Annotated in this window: 15 protein-coding genes and 1 tRNA gene; 6 read left to right on the top strand and 10 right to left on the bottom strand. The window is 64.5% G+C overall.

Features of this window, described 5'->3' with window-relative positions:
* Positions 1 to 154: 154 nt before the first annotated feature.
* Together rpoC and L288_RS25545 are read left to right on the top strand one after the other, a co-directional pair.
* On the top strand, positions 155 to 4,441 hold the full coding sequence (gene rpoC / locus L288_RS25550; RefSeq protein ID WP_021236979.1) for a DNA-directed RNA polymerase subunit beta': 4,287 nt from the start codon (positions 155 to 157) through the stop codon (positions 4,439 to 4,441).
* Positions 4,442 to 4,663: 222 nt separating this feature from the next.
* Positions 4,664 to 4,737, top strand: a tRNA-Gln gene (locus L288_RS25545).
* Positions 4,738 to 5,695: 958 nt separating this feature from the next.
* Here L288_RS25545 and L288_RS25535 read toward each other — a convergent pair.
* Both L288_RS25535 and L288_RS25530 read right to left on the bottom strand, forming a co-directional pair.
* Positions 5,696 to 6,193, bottom strand: a complete 498-nt coding sequence (locus L288_RS25535) for an EF-hand domain-containing protein (RefSeq protein ID WP_021236977.1) — start codon at positions 6,191 to 6,193, stop codon at positions 5,696 to 5,698.
* Between the two features lie 32 nt (positions 6,194 to 6,225).
* On the bottom strand, positions 6,226 to 7,014 hold the full coding sequence (locus L288_RS25530; RefSeq protein ID WP_021236976.1) for a DUF4198 domain-containing protein: 789 nt from the start codon (positions 7,012 to 7,014) through the stop codon (positions 6,226 to 6,228).
* A gap of 126 nt (positions 7,015 to 7,140) precedes the next feature.
* Between L288_RS25530 and L288_RS25525 the strand changes: the two genes are divergently transcribed.
* Positions 7,141 to 9,219, top strand: coding sequence for a TonB-dependent receptor domain-containing protein (locus L288_RS25525; protein WP_021236975.1), 2,079 nt, complete (start codon positions 7,141 to 7,143; stop codon positions 9,217 to 9,219).
* A gap of 4 nt (positions 9,220 to 9,223) precedes the next feature.
* A complete protein-coding gene (locus L288_RS25520; RefSeq protein WP_021236974.1) occupies positions 9,224 to 9,982 on the top strand; it encodes an energy transducer TonB in 759 nt (252 codons plus the stop codon).
* A 61-nt stretch (positions 9,983 to 10,043) separates the two neighbouring features.
* Here the strand turns inward: L288_RS25520 and L288_RS25515 are convergent, their stop codons facing one another.
* On the bottom strand, positions 10,044 to 10,730 hold the full coding sequence (locus L288_RS25515; protein WP_021236973.1) for a TetR family transcriptional regulator: 687 nt from the start codon (positions 10,728 to 10,730) through the stop codon (positions 10,044 to 10,046).
* 92 nt (positions 10,731 to 10,822) lie between these two features.
* On the opposite strand from L288_RS25515, the gene L288_RS25510 reads away from it, so the two are divergent.
* Together L288_RS25510 and L288_RS25505 are read left to right on the top strand one after the other, a co-directional pair.
* Positions 10,823 to 11,488, top strand: a complete 666-nt coding sequence (locus L288_RS25510; protein ID WP_021236972.1) for an O-methyltransferase — start codon at positions 10,823 to 10,825, stop codon at positions 11,486 to 11,488.
* Between the two features lie 271 nt (positions 11,489 to 11,759).
* Positions 11,760 to 13,511: an SIR2 family protein gene (locus L288_RS25505; RefSeq protein WP_021236971.1), complete on the top strand. Its 1,752-nt coding sequence runs from the start codon at positions 11,760 to 11,762 to the stop codon at positions 13,509 to 13,511.
* Positions 13,512 to 13,523: 12 nt separating this feature from the next.
* On the opposite strand, the gene L288_RS25500 is transcribed toward L288_RS25505, so the two are convergent.
* The 7 genes from L288_RS25500 to L288_RS41885 form a co-directional block, all read right to left on the bottom strand.
* Positions 13,524 to 14,162, bottom strand: coding sequence for a hypothetical protein (locus L288_RS25500; RefSeq protein ID WP_021236970.1), 639 nt, complete (start codon positions 14,160 to 14,162; stop codon positions 13,524 to 13,526).
* A complete protein-coding gene (locus L288_RS25495; protein ID WP_031303894.1) occupies positions 14,159 to 15,352 on the bottom strand; it encodes a ThiF family adenylyltransferase in 1,194 nt (397 codons plus the stop codon). The genes L288_RS25500 and L288_RS25495 overlap by 4 nt, the downstream gene beginning before the upstream one ends.
* Positions 15,327 to 15,992, bottom strand: coding sequence for a multiubiquitin domain-containing protein (locus tag L288_RS41895; protein ID WP_021236968.1), 666 nt, complete (start codon positions 15,990 to 15,992; stop codon positions 15,327 to 15,329). Before L288_RS41895 ends, L288_RS25495 begins: the two co-directional genes overlap by 26 nt.
* Positions 15,993 to 16,017: 25 nt before the next feature.
* Positions 16,018 to 16,974, bottom strand: coding sequence for a hypothetical protein (locus L288_RS41890; protein ID WP_051209610.1), 957 nt, complete (start codon positions 16,972 to 16,974; stop codon positions 16,018 to 16,020).
* Positions 16,971 to 17,627 (bottom strand): hypothetical protein, encoded by a 657-nt coding sequence (locus L288_RS25490; RefSeq protein ID WP_021236966.1) that lies wholly within the window; start codon positions 17,625 to 17,627, stop codon positions 16,971 to 16,973. The genes L288_RS41890 and L288_RS25490 overlap by 4 nt, the downstream gene beginning before the upstream one ends.
* A gap of 143 nt (positions 17,628 to 17,770) precedes the next feature.
* Entirely contained in the window at positions 17,771 to 18,649 is an 879-nt protein-coding gene (locus L288_RS25485; protein ID WP_021236965.1) for a 3'-5' exonuclease, read from the bottom strand.
* Entirely contained in the window at positions 18,649 to 19,215 is a 567-nt protein-coding gene (locus tag L288_RS41885) for a hypothetical protein (protein WP_152522032.1), read from the bottom strand. Before L288_RS41885 ends, L288_RS25485 begins: the two co-directional genes overlap by 1 nt.
* Between the last annotated feature and the right edge of the window lie 96 nt (positions 19,216 to 19,311).

The raw sequence follows: 19,311 nt of genomic DNA, 5'->3' as shown, positions 1-19,311 counted from the left end.
CTGTGCCATTACCGTTCGTCCTGAGTAGCCATTGAGCGAAGTCGAAATGGCGTATCGAAGGCCCCCTTCGATACGGGACTTCGAGAAGCTCAGCCCCTACTCAGGGCGAACGGACGGAATTTGAACCTGAAGCCTTTGGCTTAGGAGCTAAAAAATGAACGAACTGACGAACTTCGCCAATCCGATCCAGAAGCCGGAAACCTTCGACCAGATCCAGATCGGCCTTGCCTCCCCGGAGCGCATCCGGTCCTGGTCCTTCGGCGAGATCAAGAAGCCGGAAACCATCAACTACCGCACGTTCAAGCCGGAACGTGACGGCCTGTTCTGCGCGCGCATCTTTGGTCCGATCAAGGATTATGAGTGCCTGTGCGGCAAATATAAGCGCATGAAGTACAAGGGCATCGTCTGCGAAAAATGCGGTGTCGAAGTCACGGTGTCGAAGGTCCGCCGCGAGCGGATGGGCCATATCGAACTGGCCGCCCCCGTCGCGCACATCTGGTTCCTGAAATCGCTGCCTTCGCGCATCGGCCTGCTGCTCGACATGCAGCTCAAGCAGCTTGAGCGCGTCCTGTACTTCGAGAGCTACATCGTCACCGAGCCGGGCCTGACGCCGCTGGAGAAGTTCCAGCTTCTGACCGAAGACGAACTGCTCGACGCGCAGGACGAATATGGCGAGGACGCCTTCTCCGCCGGCATCGGCGCGGAAGCGGTCAAGCAGATGCTGATGGACCTCGACCTTGAGGGCGAAAAGCAGGCGCTGCTGGAAGAACTGGCGACCACCAAGTCGGAACTCAAGCCCAAGAAGATCATCAAGCGGCTCAAGGTCGTGGAAAGCTTCCTGGATTCGGGCAACCGTCCCGAATGGATGATCCTGGACGTGGTGCCGGTCATCCCGCCCGAACTGCGCCCGCTGGTGCCGCTGGACGGCGGCCGCTTCGCGACGTCGGACCTGAACGATCTCTACCGCCGCGTCATCAACCGTAACAACCGCTTGAAGCGGCTGATGGAACTGCGCGCGCCGGACATCATCGTCCGCAACGAAAAGCGCATGTTGCAGGAAGCCGTTGACGCGCTGTTCGACAATGGCCGCCGCGGCCGCGTGATCACTGGCGCGAACAAGCGTCCGCTCAAGTCGCTGTCCGACATGCTCAAGGGCAAGCAGGGCCGCTTCCGCCAGAACCTGCTCGGCAAGCGCGTCGACTATTCGGGCCGTTCGGTCATCGTGACCGGCCCGGAACTCAAGCTGCACCAGTGCGGCCTGCCCAAGAAGATGGCGCTCGAACTGTTCAAGCCCTTCATCTACGCCCGCCTCGACGCCAAGGGTCTGTCCATGACCTTGAAGCAGGCGAAGAAGTGGGTCGAGAAGGAGCGCAAGGAAGTCTGGGACATTCTGGACGAGGTGATCCGCGAGCATCCGGTGATGCTGAACCGCGCGCCGACGCTCCACCGCCTCGGCATCCAGGCGTTCGAACCCGTGCTGATCGAAGGCAAGGCGATCCAGCTTCACCCGCTCGTCTGCTCGGCCTTCAACGCCGACTTCGACGGTGACCAGATGGCCGTGCACGTTCCGCTGAGCCTTGAGGCGCAGCTCGAAGCGCGCGTGCTGATGATGTCGACCAACAACATCCTCTCGCCCGCGAACGGCAAGCCGATCATCGTGCCGTCGCAGGACATGGTCCTGGGTATCTATTACCTGTCCATGGAGCGCGAAGGCGAGCCGGGCGAAGGCATGCTGCTGGCCGACATGCAGGAGGTCCATCAGGCCCTCTATGCCAAGGCCGTGACGCTGCATTCGAAGATCATCTCGCGCGTCCCGCAGACCGACGAGAATGGCAACCAGTATATGAAGCGGTTCGAAACCACGCCGGGCCGCATGCTGCTGGGCGAATGCCTGCCCAAGAGCCACAAGGTGCCCTTCGACGTCGTCAACCGCCTTCTGACCAAGAAGGAAATCGGCGACGTCATCGATCAGGTCTATCGTCACACCGGCCAGAAGGACACGGTGCTGTTCGCCGACGCCATCATGGCGCTGGGCTTCCGCCACGCGTTCCAGGCGGGCATCTCGTTCGGCAAGGACGACATGGTGATCCCGGATTCGAAGACCGCGATGGTCGATGAAACCAAGGCGCTAGTGGCCGATTATGAGCAGCAATATCAGGACGGCCTGATCACCCAGCAGGAAAAGTACAACAAGGTGATCGACGCCTGGAGCCGTTGCGGCGACCAGGTCGCGAACGCCATGATGGACGAAATCCGCGCCCAGCCCAAGGACCCGAACACCGGCCGCATGGCCCCGATCAACTCCATCTACATGATGGCGCATTCGGGCGCTCGTGGTTCGCAGGCCCAGATGAAGCAGCTTGCCGGCATGCGCGGCCTGATGGCCAAGCCGTCGGGCGAAATCATCGAAACGCCGATCATCTCCAACTTCAAGGAAGGCCTGACCGTCCTTGAATATTTCAACTCCACCCACGGCGCCCGCAAGGGTCTGGCCGACACCGCGCTCAAGACGGCGAACTCGGGTTACCTGACCCGCCGTCTGGTCGACGTGTCGCAGGACTGCACGGTCGTCGAGGAGGATTGCGGCACCGAAAAGGCGCTGGAGATGAAGGCCATCGTTCAGGGTGGTTCGGTCATCGCCTCGCTGGGCGAGCGCATCCTGGGCCGCACCACGGCGCAGGACATCGTCGACAGCAAGGACGGCAGCGTCATCGTGCCGATCGGCACGCTACTGGACGAAGCGCTGGTGGCGCAGATCGAGGCGATCGGCACGCAGGCCGTGAAGATCCGTTCGCCCCTCATCTGCGAAAGCAAGATGGGCGTGTGCGGCAAGTGCTACGGCCGTGACCTCGCCCGTGGTACGCCGGTCAATATCGGTGAAGCGGTCGGCGTCATCGCGGCGCAGTCCATCGGTGAGCCGGGCACGCAGCTTACCATGCGTACCTTCCACATCGGCGGCGCGGCGAACTTCAACGAAACGTCGAACCTGGAAGCCATGTCGGACGGCACGATCGAGCTGCGCGACATGCCGACCATCACCGACAAGAATGGCCGCCGCCTCAGCCTTGCCCGCAATGGCGAGATCGCGATCATCGACAGCGAAGGCCGCGAGCGCGAAACGCACCGCCTGCCTTACGGCGCCACCATCCTGTTCGCGGATGGCGATGCCGTGAAGAAGGGCGATCGCTTCGCCGAGTGGGACCCGTTCACCATGCCGGTGATCACGGAAAAGCCGGGTATCGTGAAGTATCAGGACCTGATCGACGGCAAGACGCTGACGGAACAGACCGACGAAGCGACCGGCATCGCCCAGCGCGTCGTCACCGAGCATCGCGGTTCCGCCCGCACCAAGGAGGATCTGCGTCCCCGCCTCACCCTGCTGGACGACCAGTCGGGCGAAGCTGCCCGCTACATGCTGGCGGTCGGGGCTACGCTGTCGGTCGAGGACGGTCAGGCGGTTCAGGCCGGTGACGTGCTGGCGCGTGTCTCTCGCGAAGCCGCGAAGACCCGCGACATCACCGGCGGTCTGCCGCGCGTCGCCGAACTGTTCGAAGCCCGCAAGCCCAAGGACAATGCGATCATTGCCAAGGTGTCGGGCCGCGTCCAGTTCCTCAAGGATTACAAGGCGAAGCGCAAGATCGCCATCGTCCCTGAGGATGGCGGCGAGCCGGTCGAATATCTGATCCCCAAGAGCAAGGTGATCGACGTTCAGGAAGGCGACTATGTGAAGCGCGGCGACAACCTGATCGGTGGTTCGCCCGACCCGCATGACATTCTGGAAGTGCTCGGCATCGAGCCGCTGGCCGAATATCTGGTCGCGGAAATCCAGGAAGTCTATCGCTTGCAGGGCGTGAAGATCAACGACAAGCACATCGAAACGATCGTTCGTCAGATGCTGCAAAAGGTCGAGATCACCGTGTCAGGCGACACCACCTTGCTGGTGGGCGAGCAGGTCGATCGCGAGGAGATGGACGAGATCAACGCCAAGCTTCCGGCCGGATACCAGCCCGCCGAAGGCAAGCCGGTGCTGCTCGGCATCACCAAGGCCTCGCTCCAGACGCGCAGCTTCATCTCGGCGGCGTCCTTCCAGGAAACCACCCGCGTCCTCACGGAAGCGGCGGTTCAGGGCAAGAAGGACACGCTGGTTGGCCTGAAGGAAAACGTCATCGTCGGCCGCCTCATCCCGGCGGGCACGGGCGCTGGCATGAACCGCATGCGCGTTGCCGCCTCGTCGCGTGACGCAGCGATGCGGGCCGCTCTGCGGGCGTCGAGCCAGGTCGACCTGATCGCGCCCAAGACGGCCGCTGAGGAGCATGCCGCCGAACTGGCGCAGGGCCCGGAAGCCGCGATCGGCGACGATCCGCTGGGCATGGTCAGCGGGGAAGCGCATGGCACCGATGCGGATGCCGGCGATTACCTGCTCAAGAGCGATGAAGACTAAGCCGCTTTGAAATAGCGGAGCCGCTTCCTATCTTGGATAGCGGCTCCCAAGCCCATCGATCCTGCAAAGGAAGATGAAAGAGCCCGCCGGACGCTGGTCGTCCGGCGGGCTTTTCGGTAGCTGGCTCGTCGTGATTTTCCTGAAAAGCTGTACCCAAGCCCCTTGACCTATCTGCCGAGCAGGCCTATTTGCGCGCTTCCCGTGCGAGCGACCCTCGCCCGGTGCCCGATCGTCTAAAGGTAAGACTACGGACTCTGACTCCGTCAATCGAGGTTCGAATCCTCGTCGGGCATCCAGAACTTCCATCGCGTTATTAATCGCTTATGCGGGTCAGTCCCTGCCGGAGCGGCGCTGTTTTCGCGTCGCTTCCAGTTGCGCAGCACCCCGGCGGCTTTCCTGGCTCCCCCGCCTTTCCATTGGCCCGATGCGACAGGGAAACACATGGAACAGGCGTCAGAAGGGCGATGGCGCGGGCTTCGGCGCGCTCAAATTTCGCCTCCAATGTTCCGCAACAGCCGCATCTACTCCATTCCCTCGGCCGCCCTTAACCCATAGCAATCTGGATTGTGCGCGTTGAGGTCCGGCAGAAATGTGGCCCGTGAAACGCCTGCTGCCTTCATCCCTGTCAGGGCCCGACGGATGTCAGCCTGGGAGATGGAGCGGCTATCTATTCCAAATCGTTCGCCGGAGCAGGATTTTGCCCTGCGCGCCCGCGCCGATCCGATGTGCGAAAGCTCCCAGATCGAAGCCGCCGCCTTGCAGGCTCGCTCCGTGCCGGTCTGGATGACGCGCGCTATTCCAGTGAAAGGTGAACTGCGATGAATGTCATGGCCGCGGCTCGCAGCAGGCGCATTTCGGAGTGTCGAACGGCGATATTGCGATCAGCCGCTTGTAGAAGCTTGCCCAGGCCTCATGCACCGCGCGGATATTCGGACTGCCCGCATTTGATGCCAGGTCCTGATTATGTTTGGCCAGTTGCTCGAAGCGCGCCTGCTCATTTATGTTCATGGTTTACAGAAACTTCCCGTCTGCTTTGAAGCGCAGGAAAGTCGTGAGGCGCCGATAAGTTCAACGGAAAGAGGGTTAATGCGCGCCGCTGCCCTGCTTTACGTGAACAGCATGGTTGAGCGCCTGACATCGAGCGAACCGGCACCGTTCGACCGGCTGTTCTGGAAAGGCGATAGCTCACTTTTTGGCGGCGGCTTTGGTCGAGGGGCGGAGGCCGTTCAGCGGCCCCGCCCTCTTCCCCTGCGGTCAACGGCCGGCCTTGTCCTTCGCCTGCCGCGCGGCGAGTTGACGGGCGGCCGTGGCGGCGGCATCCGTGGCGGTGACGATGCCGTTCCTGTCGTCATCCTGCTCGGCAAAGGCGCGGGCGCCCGACGCGTCATATTCCGCTTCTGTCATCTTGCTGTCCTTGTCCTTGTCGAGAACGCCGAAGCGGACATGGGCCTGGCGGATCTGGCGCTGCCGCTCCTCTTCCTTCTTCTCTTCGCTTTGGCCGGAGGCGGCGAGTTGCTGTTCGAGGCGGGCACGATATTCGCCGACATATTCCTCTTCGGAAACCCAGCCATCCTTGTTGACGTCCGTCGCCTGGAAACGGGCGGCGCGGGCGGCGTCGAATTCGGCGCGGGTGACTTGTCCGTCATGGTCGGCGTCATAGTCATGGATGAAGGCGGACCCTTCATGCGGCGCGGCGATCGCCGATGCGGGAAGGGCCAGCAGGGCGGCGGTCAAGGGAAGCAGGATTTTCATAAGGTCTCCGTCAGATGGAAAAGGCGCAGCGCTCAGGCCGCATCGAAGGCAAGGGTGTAGGTGTAGCTGCGATAGGGCGTTTCCGCCCCGGCGGGCGCGGCGGCGCGATGGCGGACGAGGATGAGGTAGGTCCCGGCGTCCTCCGGCTTCAGGCTGAACCGGCCGTCCGCGCCGCTCCTGACCTGCGCCGCCACCTTGCGGCCGTCATACAGGCCAGCGCTGCGGAACAGGGTGATGCCGGCCTGCGCCAGCGGCTTGCCGTCGAACAGCAGCAGGAAAGCCGCGTCCGATCCCGCCGTGATGCCGTTGGGATGCGTGACCGGCTGTATTTCCAGGCCCCGTCCGGTGGGTTTCAGTGCGGCGGCGCTGGGCTGGCCGCGCGTCACATAGGCTTCGGCCAGCGTCATGCTCTGCACATCGACCTGTTCGGCATTGGCGGGCGGTTCGCCGCCCTCCCCGCGCATCTGCCATTTGCCGTCCAGCCTGAACATCTTGCCCTTGCGCCCGGCGCGCTGGCCGCTGGTCACGCGATAGGTGCCATCGGCCGGGATCGCCGCTTCGAAGACGGACAGGTCGCGCAGATGCGTGACCGGCCCGGCGGGCAGATCCTTTCCATCCGGCCCCACCAGATGGAAGGGCGCGCCGCGCATCGCGACTTCGGGCAGGAAGGCGTCCTCCGCGAAGGCGGACTGGACGGTGACATGATCGCCTTTCCCCAGATCGAACTGGGTGGGCAGCACATAGGGCATGTGCGCCTGCGCGGCGGAAGCGCCGGTCAGGACGAGCAGAAGCCCGGCGGAACGAAGTGATAATGATGGCATGAGTACCCCCTTTCTGCGGCGCTGCTAACTCTAATGCGACTCACTTGCAATATCAATTCTATCTGCTAGGTGGCTGGCCTCGGGCGCATTCATGTCCTGTCCATTGCTGCAAAGGGGGCCGCAAATATGATGAAGATGAAATCGATGCTGCTGTTGGGAAGCGCGCTGATCGCCGCGCCGGTAACCGCCTGGGCGCAGGAGGAGGATGCGCCGGAAACGACGCGCATGACGCTGGACCGCATGGTCATTTCCGCTGGCACGGAGAAGGTCGCGATCGACACGCCGCAAGCGGTCAGCACGCTGGATCAGGACGATATCGACCAGGTGCAGGCGACCACCATCGGCGATCTGCTGGAAGGCATGCCGGGGGTCAATGTGCAGGGCGGCGTCGGCCAGCTTGGCCAGGGCTTCAACATTCGCGGCATGGGCACGGCGATCGGCGATTCGGACAATCGCATCCTGATGACCGTCGATGGCGTCACCAAATTCTACGAACAATATCGCATGGGCGCCTTTTTCAGCGAGCCGGAACTGTACAAGCGGGTGGAGGTGCTGCGCGGCCCCGCCTCATCGACCCTCTATGGCGCGGGGGCGCTGGCGGGCGTCATCAATTTCACGACCAAGGATGCGTCGGACTTCCTGAGCGGCGGCGATCCGCTGGCGGTGAGGGTGAAGGCGGCGACGGAAACCAATGCCGCCGCCCATACATTGTCGGGCATAGTCGCGGCGCAGCCGGTCGAGGGCGTCGAACTTCTGGGCAGCTATAATTACCGCCGCAGCGACGATTACAAGAGTGGCAATGGGCAGACCGTCGCGGCATCCGCCACGGAATCCGATAGCTGGCTGGTCAAGGGCCGCGTATCGATCGGCGGCAACAGGAAGCATGCCATCTGGGCCAGCTATCAGGATTGGATCAGCGACGCACCGCAGGTCTATGATCAGGTTTCCGCCGCCACCGGCAACAGCCTGATGCGCCGCCGCGTTCACGACAAGACCGCCGTGCTGGGCTATGTGAACGACTTCAACGGCAGCAAGCTGCTGAACATCGACGCGCAGATCGCCTATTCGCTGTCGAAGGTGCACCAGACCGAAACCAGCTTCCTCGGCCCGCTCGCCTATTCGGATTTCTCCTATGAAAGCTGGCAGGCGAAGGTCCAGAACACCAGCGAGTTCGACCTGGGCGGCGACTGGACGACGTTCCTGATTGTCGGCGGCCAGTGGAGCGAGCAGAAGCGGCGCAATCCGCGCGTTTCCACCAGCGGCACGGTGACGCCGGGCGCGGGCACTCATCCCGAAGGCGACATGACCCGCTATGGCCTGTTCGGCCAGTTGGAGATCATCTGGTCCGACAAGCTGACCATCATGCCGGGCGTGCGGGTCGACTGGAACGACCTGAAGCCCGGCGACACGGTGGTCGGCGGCACCGTCCTGACCAAAAAAGCGCGGGGCAGCGGCGTGTCGCCCAAGCTGGCCGCGCTTTATAACATCACTCCATGGTTCGGCCTGTTCGGATCGGTCGCGCGCACCGTGCGCATGCCCAATATCGACGAAATCTTCACCCGCTCCGCGACCCGGCCCAACAATCCCGATCTGCGCCCGGAGAAGTCGGACAATATCGAAGCCGGTTTCACCCTGTCGTTCGATGATGCGCTGGGCAAGGGCGACAGGTTCCGCGCCAAGACGACGCTGTTCCAGAATGACGTCAAGGACCTGATCGTCAATGTTTCGGCGCCCGCTGGCACGCCCTATTTCCAGAACATCAACCGTTCCCGCTTCAAGGGGCTGGAGATCGAGGCCGAATATGGCATTGGCGGCTTCTTCGCGCGCGGCAATGCGTCCTTCATCGACGGCAAGGACCGGCGGACCGGAGCTTATCTCAACACCATTCCCGCCAATGATTACCGGCTGACGCTGGGCTATGCCGACGCGGCGAGCGGCCTGTCAGGCGGATGGACCGGCGAGTTCGCGGAACGGCAGGACAAGGTCGCCACCGGGCCTTTCTCCTCCGCCGGATCGGGACTGCCGACGCCGGGATACAGCGTCCATAATCTCTTCTTCGCCTTCAAGCCGCAAAGCGGCCCGGCCAGGGGATTTGAATTCCGCATCGCGGCGGACAATATCTTCGACAAACAATATCGCCGCCACCTTTCCTCCCTGGCGGCGGAGGGGCAGAGCTTCAAATTCACCGTGGCCAGCACCTTCTGACGCCATGGCGGGTGCGGGGCATCCTTTCCGGGTGAGCGGGCCAGCGGCGGCATCGCTGCTGGTCAACGGACTGCTGGTCGCGGCCCTGCTCAACCTGGGGATCGGGCATGCCGGCCGGCGCGCGGAGTCTCCGGCGCTGACGGTCCTGTCCCTCGCCCTGCCCAAGGGCGCGGAGCAGGGGAAGGAAGAGGCGAAAGCGGACGCGCCCAGCGTTGCGGCAACTCCGCCTGTCCCTCCTGCCGAGCCGCTGCCCGCGCAGCCCCCTGCCGCTGCCGCCATCGCCCCAGCGGCCGTGATGATCCCGTCCAGACTGGCCCTGCCCATGCCCGCTGCCCTCGCCGGAGCGGCCGTCAGCGCAGCGACCGCGCCAGCGCAGCCAGTATCAGCGGCGGCGGCTTCCCCCTCTCCTCCCGCTACCCCGGCGGCGCGGCGGGGCGCGGCTGACGGGCTGGACGCCAAGGCGCCCTCCGGCACGAGCCGCAGCTATGCCGCCAAGGTCCGCTCCTGGCTCTACGCCCATAAAATCTATCCCCGCCGCGCCCGGATGCGGCGGGAAGAAGGACGGGTTCAGGTCCGCTTCGTGATCGACCGCGCGGGCATGCTCCTGGAAGGCGCGGTGATCCGGGGATCGGGCGTCGCCGCGCTGGATGAAGAAGCCGAAGCGATGATGCGGCGCGCCTCCCCCTATCCCCGCGCGCCGAACGAACTGCCGGGCGAACGCATCGAATTCACCGTCCCGATCGAGTTCATCCTTCCGGTCTGAGGCCTATAACGGCCAAAAGGGTCCGGCACGGATATGATGCCGGTCTTCAATTGCCCGGCTCCTACGCCCCCTGTCGCGGCAGCGCCGCCGCAGCAGCGGCGCTGGCCGCCCCATTGCCCCGCTTCCCAAGCGCAAGAAGATAGGCGCAGAGCATGTCGGCCAGCGCATCGACAAACACCTCGATCTCCGAAGCGGTGCGCGGCGTTTCGGAGAAATGCTTGCCCACCTCGCCCAAGGTCATCTTCAAGAGGTTCGCGGCCACATCCCGGCCGCTCGCCGGAAGGCCGGGCAGGGCTTCCGCCATGAAATGCTGCAAGGCGGCATCCACGCCGCCCTTCTTCTCCTTCGCTTCCGGCGCATCCCGATAGAGCGGCGCGGCATCGTTCAAGGCACTGCGCACCGCCGCTTCCTCGCATTCCGACCGGACGAAGGCGCGCGTGAGGATGCGCACCCGTTCCATGGGCGGCTTTTCGCGGTCCTCCAGGATCGCCTGGAGCAGCTGGCTGGTTTCACGCCACTCGTCGCTCTGAAGGCGAAAGAGGATCGCGGCCTTGTTCGGGAAATATTGGTAGAGCGATCCCACGCTCACCCCGGCCCGCTTTGCGACTCGCGCCATGGTGAAACGCGCCGCGCCCTCCGTCACCAGAACCTGAACAGCGGCCTCCAGAACCGCTTCGACCAGTCCGGCCGAGCGGGCCTGCCGGGGCTGTTTCCGCAAGGAAAGCTGAACGTTCCGGGGACCGGCCAAGCATCGCCTCCATAATGCGATTAGCGAATGCGACGAATTAGTCGTATTTTGCGGGCCGCACAAGAAAAGCTCATGTTCCACCGGAGTTGCTCATGTCCATTCTCACCACATCCCCGATCGCGCCGCTGCTCGACCGTCTGTTCGACGAGGCGGAGGCTAACGCTCCATGGGCGAACCCGGCGTTCACCGGCATCCCGCAGGAAGAGATCATGCGCCTGATGCAGAGCCGCACCGAATATCTCCATTTCTACGGGGAAATGCGCGACTATGCCCTTCCCGTGTCGCGGGACACGGGCAAGCTCCTCTACATGCTCGCCCGCAGCATGGGCGCGCGCGAGATTGTGGAGTTCGGAACATCCTTCGGCATATCGACCATCCATCTGGCGGCGGCGCTTCGTGAGAATGGCGGCGGCCGCCTGATCACCACCGAGTTCGAGCCATCCAAACTGGCGCGGGCGCGAGACAATCTGGAAGCCGCCGGTCTGGCCGATCTGGTCGAGTTTCGCGCGGGCGACGCGCTGGAGACGCTAGGCGCCAACCTGCCGGACACAGTGGACATGCTTCTGCTCGACGGCGCCAAGGCGCTCTATCCCGACGTCCTCGACCGAGTTGAACCGCGGCTGCGGCCGGGCGCGCTCATCATCGCCGACAATGCCGATCACTGCCCGGACTATCTGCAACGCGTGCGCGCGGCGGGAAGCGGCTATATGTCCGTGCCCTATGGCGATGACGTCGAACTGACGATGCGCCTGGGGTGAACATGAAAAAGGCGGCCTCGCGCCGCCTGCCGAATGCTCCCAGGCTCGAAACGAGCCGAGTGGCATGCCAAGGCTACTTAGCGCCGGTTTATGTAGCACCCCGGAAATCCTGGTCCGATCGGCAATTGTGCTACTTAATGCGCCATAACAACTCAGCGATCCGCTACTTAACGCTGGTGCATTGAAAAAGCAATATTGGGGTCCTGCCCCGCCCATATTGCCTAGCCGACTGCGCCCGCTACAACGACGTCGCCCGCCCTGGAGACAGCCGTTGATCGACCCGAATACCCGCCTCGCATTTTCCGTCGTCGAAAATCCTGGCGTCTACGCGCTCCTCCTCGGATCAGGCATATCCCGCGCGGCAGAGATACCGACGGGGTGGGACATCACCCTCGATCTCGTCCGGCGGGTTGCAGCCGCAGAGGGTGTGACGGATGAGTCCGACTGGGCAGCATGGCACGTGGCGAGGTTCGGCGGCGAGCCCGGCTATTCTTCGCTGCTCGACGCGCTGTCGGCCACGCCGACGGAGCGCCGGTCGATCCTACACCATTACATCGAGCCGTCGCCCGACGATCTGGAGGCCGGGCGACGCATCCCGACGCCGGCGCACCATGCGATTGCCCGCATGGTGCAGGCGGGTTTCATCAAGGTCGTGATCACGACAAATTTCGACAGATTGCTGGAGACAGCGCTGAGCATGGTGGGCGTCGAGCCGAGTGTCATCAAGTCGGTGGACGATCTCGCTGGCGCAAGCCCGCTTCCCCACAGCCGCTGCTATCTGCTCAAGATCCACGGCGACTATCTGGACAACCGCATCCTCAATACCGAGGACGAACTGGCCACCTACCCCAGTGAGTACGACGCTCTGCTAGATCGCATCCTCGACGAATATGGATTGATCGTATCGGGGTGGTCCGGTGATTGGGATCCGGCGCTGCGGTCAGCGCTGACGCGTGCGCCGAACCGACGCTATCCGACATGGTGGGCATCACGGGGCGGACCGTCCGCCGCCGCCGGTGATCTGATATCCGCCCGCGCCGCGACGGTCATTCCGATCTCCGACGCCGACAGCTTCTTCGTCCAGTTGGCCGATGGGGTGGAGGTTCTGGAGAAGGCCCGGCGGCCAGCGCCCGAGACAATCGAGATGCTGATCGCCGCCACGAAGCGGAACCTCGCCTCCCCCGAGCGGAGGATCGAACTCGCCGATGCGTTCGCGAACGAGGCGGAGCGGGTGATCAGGCGGATCGGGGGCGAGGAGTTTCCCGTCCAGCACTCCAGCGTCACGAACGAGGTGCTCATCGAAAGATGGCAGGCGCTTGAGGGCGTTAGCGAACCCCTTGCCCGGATGGGCGGCATTGCGGGGCGATGGGGTGATGGGAGCGAGTTCGAGCACGTGCGCAGCGCGTTGAAGGCGATCGTCGGGAGCCAGCCCGACAACGGCAATCAGGGTCTCATCGGCATTGCGAACTATCCAGCCTATCTGCTCTATCACACCTATGCCCTCGGCATGACCAGGGCTGAGCGCTGGAAGGACCTGTTCCGGTGGTTCACGATGCCATTGACCCGTCGACACCGACAGACTTCGCAGGCCGTGAGTTCGATCTTCCTTTCCTTCTGGGATGGGGTCGAGACGGACTGGTGGAAGCGATGGCCTGGTCTGGACCGGCGCAAGACGGCGTGGGCGGACCACATGATCGATGCGATTGTTCCCTGGTCGCGCGACTTCGGGCTGATCGGCGGCGAGGCAGTCGACAACTTCCATACGCTTGAGGTTCTCGGCGGCTTCGCCAATCTGACCGGATCTGAAGCAGACTATCTCTCCAATTTGGACGGCCCCATCTGGATGCCGTGTGGCCAGACAGGTTGGAACGTCGACGCCCGCGCCGCCATCGTGGAGAGGCTCCAAGCACCGGACATCCAGCCGCTGATCCTCAGTGCCGGCTTCTGCCGCGGATCGACCGAGCACTGGGCCGGATGCTTGAACGCGTTCAACCAGTTGAGCCGGCGCATGGGGTGGTGGTGACGATGACCGCGGTCAATACGGCACCTCCCACGGGCGCGCCCACGGCACCCGCCACTCGACTGGCGCCGCTTCGAACCTGATCAGGGTCATGCGGGCGGAGCGGGGCCGCGGCACCTCCACGATCGGATAGGGGCGCCCGACGAGGATTGGATGCTCGACGGCTCGATCGAGCGTCGCCCCGACGAGGTCCGCCCGCTCGGCGTCGGCGAGCACCCGGGGCAGCGAGAGGATGCCGCCCCGCAGCCTCGTCACTATCGAGAGCGAGCCGACGCTAAGAATCATGTGGGCCGTGTTGCTGCCCATCCGCAGGACGAGCTTCTCGAGCACCTCGAACCGTTCGCCGGTCATGCGGTTGACTGCGCTCACGCGCGTGCGATCGTCGCGACGGCTCACGGCGGACCAGCCGCGCACTGCGATCCGGCCGTCCGGTCCCTGCGGCCAGTGGCGACTGGGCTTCACCCGCCATGTCGCCTCGTCCAGCTCCTGCGACGTGCAGGCGTCGATCAGCAGCGGCGACGCCAGCCGGATCGAGCGGGCCAGATGGTTGCGGTAGATCTGAACCCGACGCGCACGCACCTCCAGTGCCAGAGTCGCCAGTTCCAACCGGGTCGATTCGCCGATAGCGGTGCGCGGCGCAGCCCTTTCCTTCATAGCCCTCCCCCCGGACGATCGTCGTTTATCAGCTGTGCGCCGTCCATCTGGAAGACCGAATGGTGCTCCCGCTCCAGATCAAGATAGAAGCCGAAATGCTTCTTGAAGCGGATCACGGCGAGCGCGGCCGCCAGCATGTTCATGTCGCTCACCTGCGCGGTGGAACCGTAGATGTGCTCACCGGCCGCCGCCATCGGGATGCGGGCTGAATCGCGAACGTGCTCGCGCATGTGCTCCGTGCTGGTGGTCACGCGGACCGCGCCGGTCAGGCCTTTGTCCGTGGCCTCCAGACCGACGCCCGTGTCGATGAAGGGCAGTCCGCGGCGTTCGATCTGCTCGACGATGATCCGGCGGGAGACGCCGACGTCGATCGCGACGAACACGAAGTCGGCATGATCGAGCAGATGGGCGTTGTTCGGACCCAGCTTCGCCTCATGCCCGATGATGCCAGTGTGCATTCGCGAGTAGATGCTGGCCAGGTGGCCGACCTTGGTGAGACGCGCGCGCAGGTCGTCGAGGGACGGCGCGCCGGGCGAACGGAACGCGTTGTGCTGGTCGAAGCGGTCGTCGTCGAACAGATGGATGCGCGCGACCGGGCACTTGGCGATCTGGTCGAGGATATAGGAGCCGGTGCCGCCCAGGCCGACGATGGCGACGCTCAGCCCCTCCAGCCGGGACGTGAAGGCCCCAATCCCGTGGCGGGCGCTACCGGTGTCGAGATATGCGAAACAAGAACGCTCCCGTTCCGGCAGCATGACCTGTCCGGTGCGAGCGGTGACGTTTGGCTCCAACATCTTCGCATGGGCGGAGAGCTGCTCGACGAAGGTCACCATCTTGGCGTGGAAGTCCGGGAATTCGCCGTCGAAGGGCCTGCTGCAGAGCATGTGTTCGACAACGATGCCGTGGCCGAGGTCACGGCGAAACCGAGCATGGGCCATCCGGCTGAGCGGGCGACCGTCGGCGGTGTGCGGCATGGAACCGGCAAGATAGGCCGTGTGGTCGCGCGGCGGCACAGTGCGGTCGCCGGCGAGGTCGAGCCCGCTGACAAGCGCACCGCGACACACGCGCCGACGCGCATCGAGATAGGGGACATCCCGCAGGATGAGATATCCTCCCTCGATCGACACGTCGTAGCCTTCGTCGACCAGTCGCTGCAGGTCCGGACTAAGACTTATTAGTTGCCGTGACATTGAACACCACTCCATGGACGGCCCGCAGGCGCTGCGTAGGGGCGAGGCTGCCTTCCGGCCGGTCGAGAGGACCGCGACGGTAGGTGACGGTGAACATGCTGTTTGAGATCGCCGGAACGTCGGGATAGGCGATGCCCACCAGATCCTCGAACGACACTTCCGGGACGGCGAGACTCTGGCGGCGGCCGTTCACGACCACGGGCACGGTCAGGGCGCCCGCCATCTCGGGACGCGACTCGACCTTCGGGACCCAGTCGACGGTGAGATCGACGACCTCGCCCGTCCGCAGGACGTCGCCGGCCTGGAACAGGCGCCGCCCGTCGGGAATGCCGGCGATCTCGCGGATGTCATGCTCCTGGATGCCGGGGGCGCCCCACTCCCACACTGCGTCATCGACGCGCAGGTACCTCAGCGTAGCGTTGCGGTGGAGGCGGAAGTGTGCCTCGCCGTCAAGGCCGACCACCGGATTGCTCGGCGCCATCAGGCGGGCCCAGCCGCCATCGACGCGAATGAGCACGTCGCGGCTGTCTGGGTCGGCCCCCAAGGCGGCAAGCACGTCGCGCCCGCTCGGCTCAGTCGAGGGGAGCTCGATCTCCCGGCCATCGACCAGGATGCGCAACTTCGGATTTTCGTCTTCCATCTTCTTCTCCTTCGTTGGGTGGTGGTCAGAGGGGGTGGTCATCCACGTGGAGGCGAACCTCGATCTGGAGCCGGTCGTAGATCTCGCCCACGCTGAGATCGCGCCACTGGCCGGCGAGGTCGAACAGCGCCTGGAGATCCATCAGAGGCGGCAGCGGGACGCCGAGATCGTCCAGGACCTCGGCCAACAGGTCTACGACCAGCAGCTGGTACTGCTCTGGGGCGACGTCCTGCAGATCGATGCGATGCAGGTGCCTCGCGAGCGCCGCCGGGACGTGCGGCTCGGGGTCGACCGATTGCTGATAGTGACGGTAGGCCTGCGGTCCGGACGCTGGGCGCCGCGGAGGCGCATGGACGATCCAGGTGACTGCGCTGTAGTCGACGACCACGCCTGCCGCTTGGTCAACAAAACTCTCGTTGATCGAGCGGTCGACCAGCCTGATCAGCAGGTCGACCATTGCGGGAGTGGCGCGCGGCACACCTGTCACGCTGACCACCGGGTTAGCGCAACCGCTGGCGGCCATAGCCGCAGCGATGGGAAGCGGAAGATGAACGTCGGGTCCGGCGCAGCGCCAGGTGAACATCCACGTCGTGGCGTCGAACATGATGTGCGGCACGCCAGCAGCCCTCGCCAGACGGCGCGCGACATGGGTGCGGCCAACCCCTGCCTCTCCGCCGAGCAGGACCGGCGGCAAGGCGAACCAATCGCGACCCCGGATCCGCTGATCGAGGCACGCGTCCTCCACGAAACGCATGAGTTCCGGCTCCCAGTCGAGTTCGAGATCGGAGACGATCCCCGACGGACCGAGGCGATCGCCGCCCCGCAGCGGAAGCTTGATATCGGCGCCGAACTGCAGCGGGCGGCCGGACAAGCTCCTGGCGAGCATCATGGAAGGCCTGCCGACACGGCCCGGATCGGACGTTGCCGGTCCGACAGGCAGCTTCGATCCGCCGCCCACGGGAATAAGGCCGCCAGCCATCATTCGCCCCTCCAGAAGCGCAGGGGGCGGCGGCCGCCCGCGCTGTCGCCGCGCGCTTTCACCACGCGTTCGGTCTCGCGCATGCCGGCAAGGATGTGCCGCTCGAGCGCCAGCGCCCCGTGCTCGGCCCACAGTTCCTCCATGTCGGCGAAGTGCGCGCGCTGATTCGTGAGCCAGTCCAGAACCCGGTCGCGCTCCCACTTCTCGGTGAAGGTCATGCGGAAGAAGGGCGAATTCTCGCTGCCGCGCTCCAGTCCGAGCGACGGCGCCTTCTTCTTCGGATCGTAGTAATAGAGCGTGATCTGCCGGGAGAGGCGCGCCTGCTCCTTCTGATTTTCGCGCCGCAGCCGCTCCTGTTCGATCCGGACGCGCTCGTGCTCGTCGGCCGCCCTTATGATTAGACGACCCGCCGCTTCCGGCCCGACGCGCAGCGACAGCCGACCCCACATGCTCCAGCTCGGGGGATTTGTCATCATCCAGTCGTAGAGCGTCCTCGCCGCTTTCGGGCCGTCAAGGACGACGGACCAGACCGGCACGATCTGGCCGTCCGACCGACGCCGGAGGATTTCGACCGTGCAAGCGTCGTCGCCCGTACCGAGCCGGGGAACATAGTTGTCCGGTCCGACGAACAGACCGTCAGCTAGGTGTTCAGCCATGTGGAATCTCCATGCGTATGAAGGGCAGCGGAGGACGCGCCCGACGGACAGGAAAAGGGTCAGTGTTCCCGTTCTGCGAGGCATCCCGGAAGGGATGGTCGCGACCGGTGCCGCCCGATCGGTGGGTCAGCCATTCAGGTGAGTCAGGCCCAGCGCTCGCGGGCCGAAATCCGGCGCCATTCGGGCGCTGCCGACGTCGGGCTCGCCCATGGGGAGTAGACGTTAAGCATGAGCCACGCCTCCTCCTCCTCACGGTCGGCTATCTCGCGGCACCAGATCCGATCATCCGGGTCCCAGCGATAGCCGCGCGCCTTCAGGTCGTCCTTGCGCTCGTACGCGGTGCCGACGGCACGCACCATCCAGCTGTCCTGCGCCGACCGGGTCACCAGCTCCGCCATTGCGGAACGCCCCGGCGCCACCTCGTGCGCGAGGAGCGCAATCGTGCTGTCCACGTCCGCCGCGGCGCGGTGGGCACCGTTGAAGTACCCGGCCTGCGACAGCAGATAGCCGAGACTCCGACCGTCGAAGCCGAAGTCGCGCCAGCCGATCTCGACGCAGCTGCAGCCCCAGGCTCTACCGGCGGCTTCGGGGATCTCGTCCTCGACGCGCGGCCGGTCGAAGCTGGCGTTGTGAGCCACCACCAGATCGGCCCTGCGCAGGATGCGCGCCGCAACCTCCTTGTCGATCGACTGCCCTTTGAGCATGTCATCATCCAGACCGGTGAGCTTCATGATCTCCTCCGTCAGCGGACGGCTGGGATCCTGCAGCCATGTGAAGGATCGGCCGATGTTGGTGACTCGGCCCGCGTCGTCATATCGGAACTGGCGCATGGCCAGCTCGATTATGACGTCGCGCTTCCGGTCGAGGCCTGTGGTCTCGACGTCGACGACCACCGCGATGTTCGGTGCGTCGGGATCGCCGAGGCCGGTCGGCCCCTCGGTGAGTTCGAGCTGATACAGCTGTCGGCTACCGCTTCCGGCGAAGCGGGGTCGGACCGCCGCCGAAGCGGCGGCCACGCCCATCAGGGATGCGCCTTCATGGCGCCCAACGCTTCGGCGCGGCGCTTGAGCTTCGGTCGGTGCGCGCGACGCGAGCTTTCACGCGGCGGCGCGTAGGGAACGGATGTACGGCAGTGTGGCACCGCAAGGGTCACCTGTCCTTTTCCGATCATCCGCATGCGCCCGTTGTGCCCCGGTGCCTGCGACTGCGCAAACGCCTTTTCAATTTCATCCTCCTCGAAATCGTCATCGTCGTCCATAAGGTCGTCGATCTGCTGCGGCATGGCATCCATGCCGAAGCACAGGCTGTGCAGGATGACGGCCCGCTTGAACCCTGTCCGGTCGAGGCAGGCATCAAGCGCGCTCTCACCGTCGAAGAGCCGCCGCGGCGTCATCATCCAGGCGACCGGATCATGGTCGATCCCATCGCGTTCGAAGCGGGTGGCGGTCTCCGCCGCCACAAATGCCATGCGGCAGAGAGCCCGCCGCGTGGTGACGACGACCAGGTCGGTGTCGCGATCGCGACCCAGCGGGTCTTCCACCTCCCACGAGGTGTAAATAGGGTCGGCGTGATTGAAGGAATCGTCCATGGGTTTCGTCTCCGTCACCATCGTCTGTTGTTTGCTCCTCTCATCGCGGTCTCTCATTCCCACCGCGCAAGCGTCACATATATGGTACATTGTTCA

This window comes from Sphingobium quisquiliarum P25, from assembly GCF_000445065.1.
Lineage (GTDB): Bacteria > Pseudomonadota > Alphaproteobacteria > Sphingomonadales > Sphingomonadaceae > Sphingobium > Sphingobium quisquiliarum.
The sequence above is the reverse complement of the archived record's forward strand: the minus strand, read 5'-3'. Positions and strand labels throughout refer to the sequence as shown.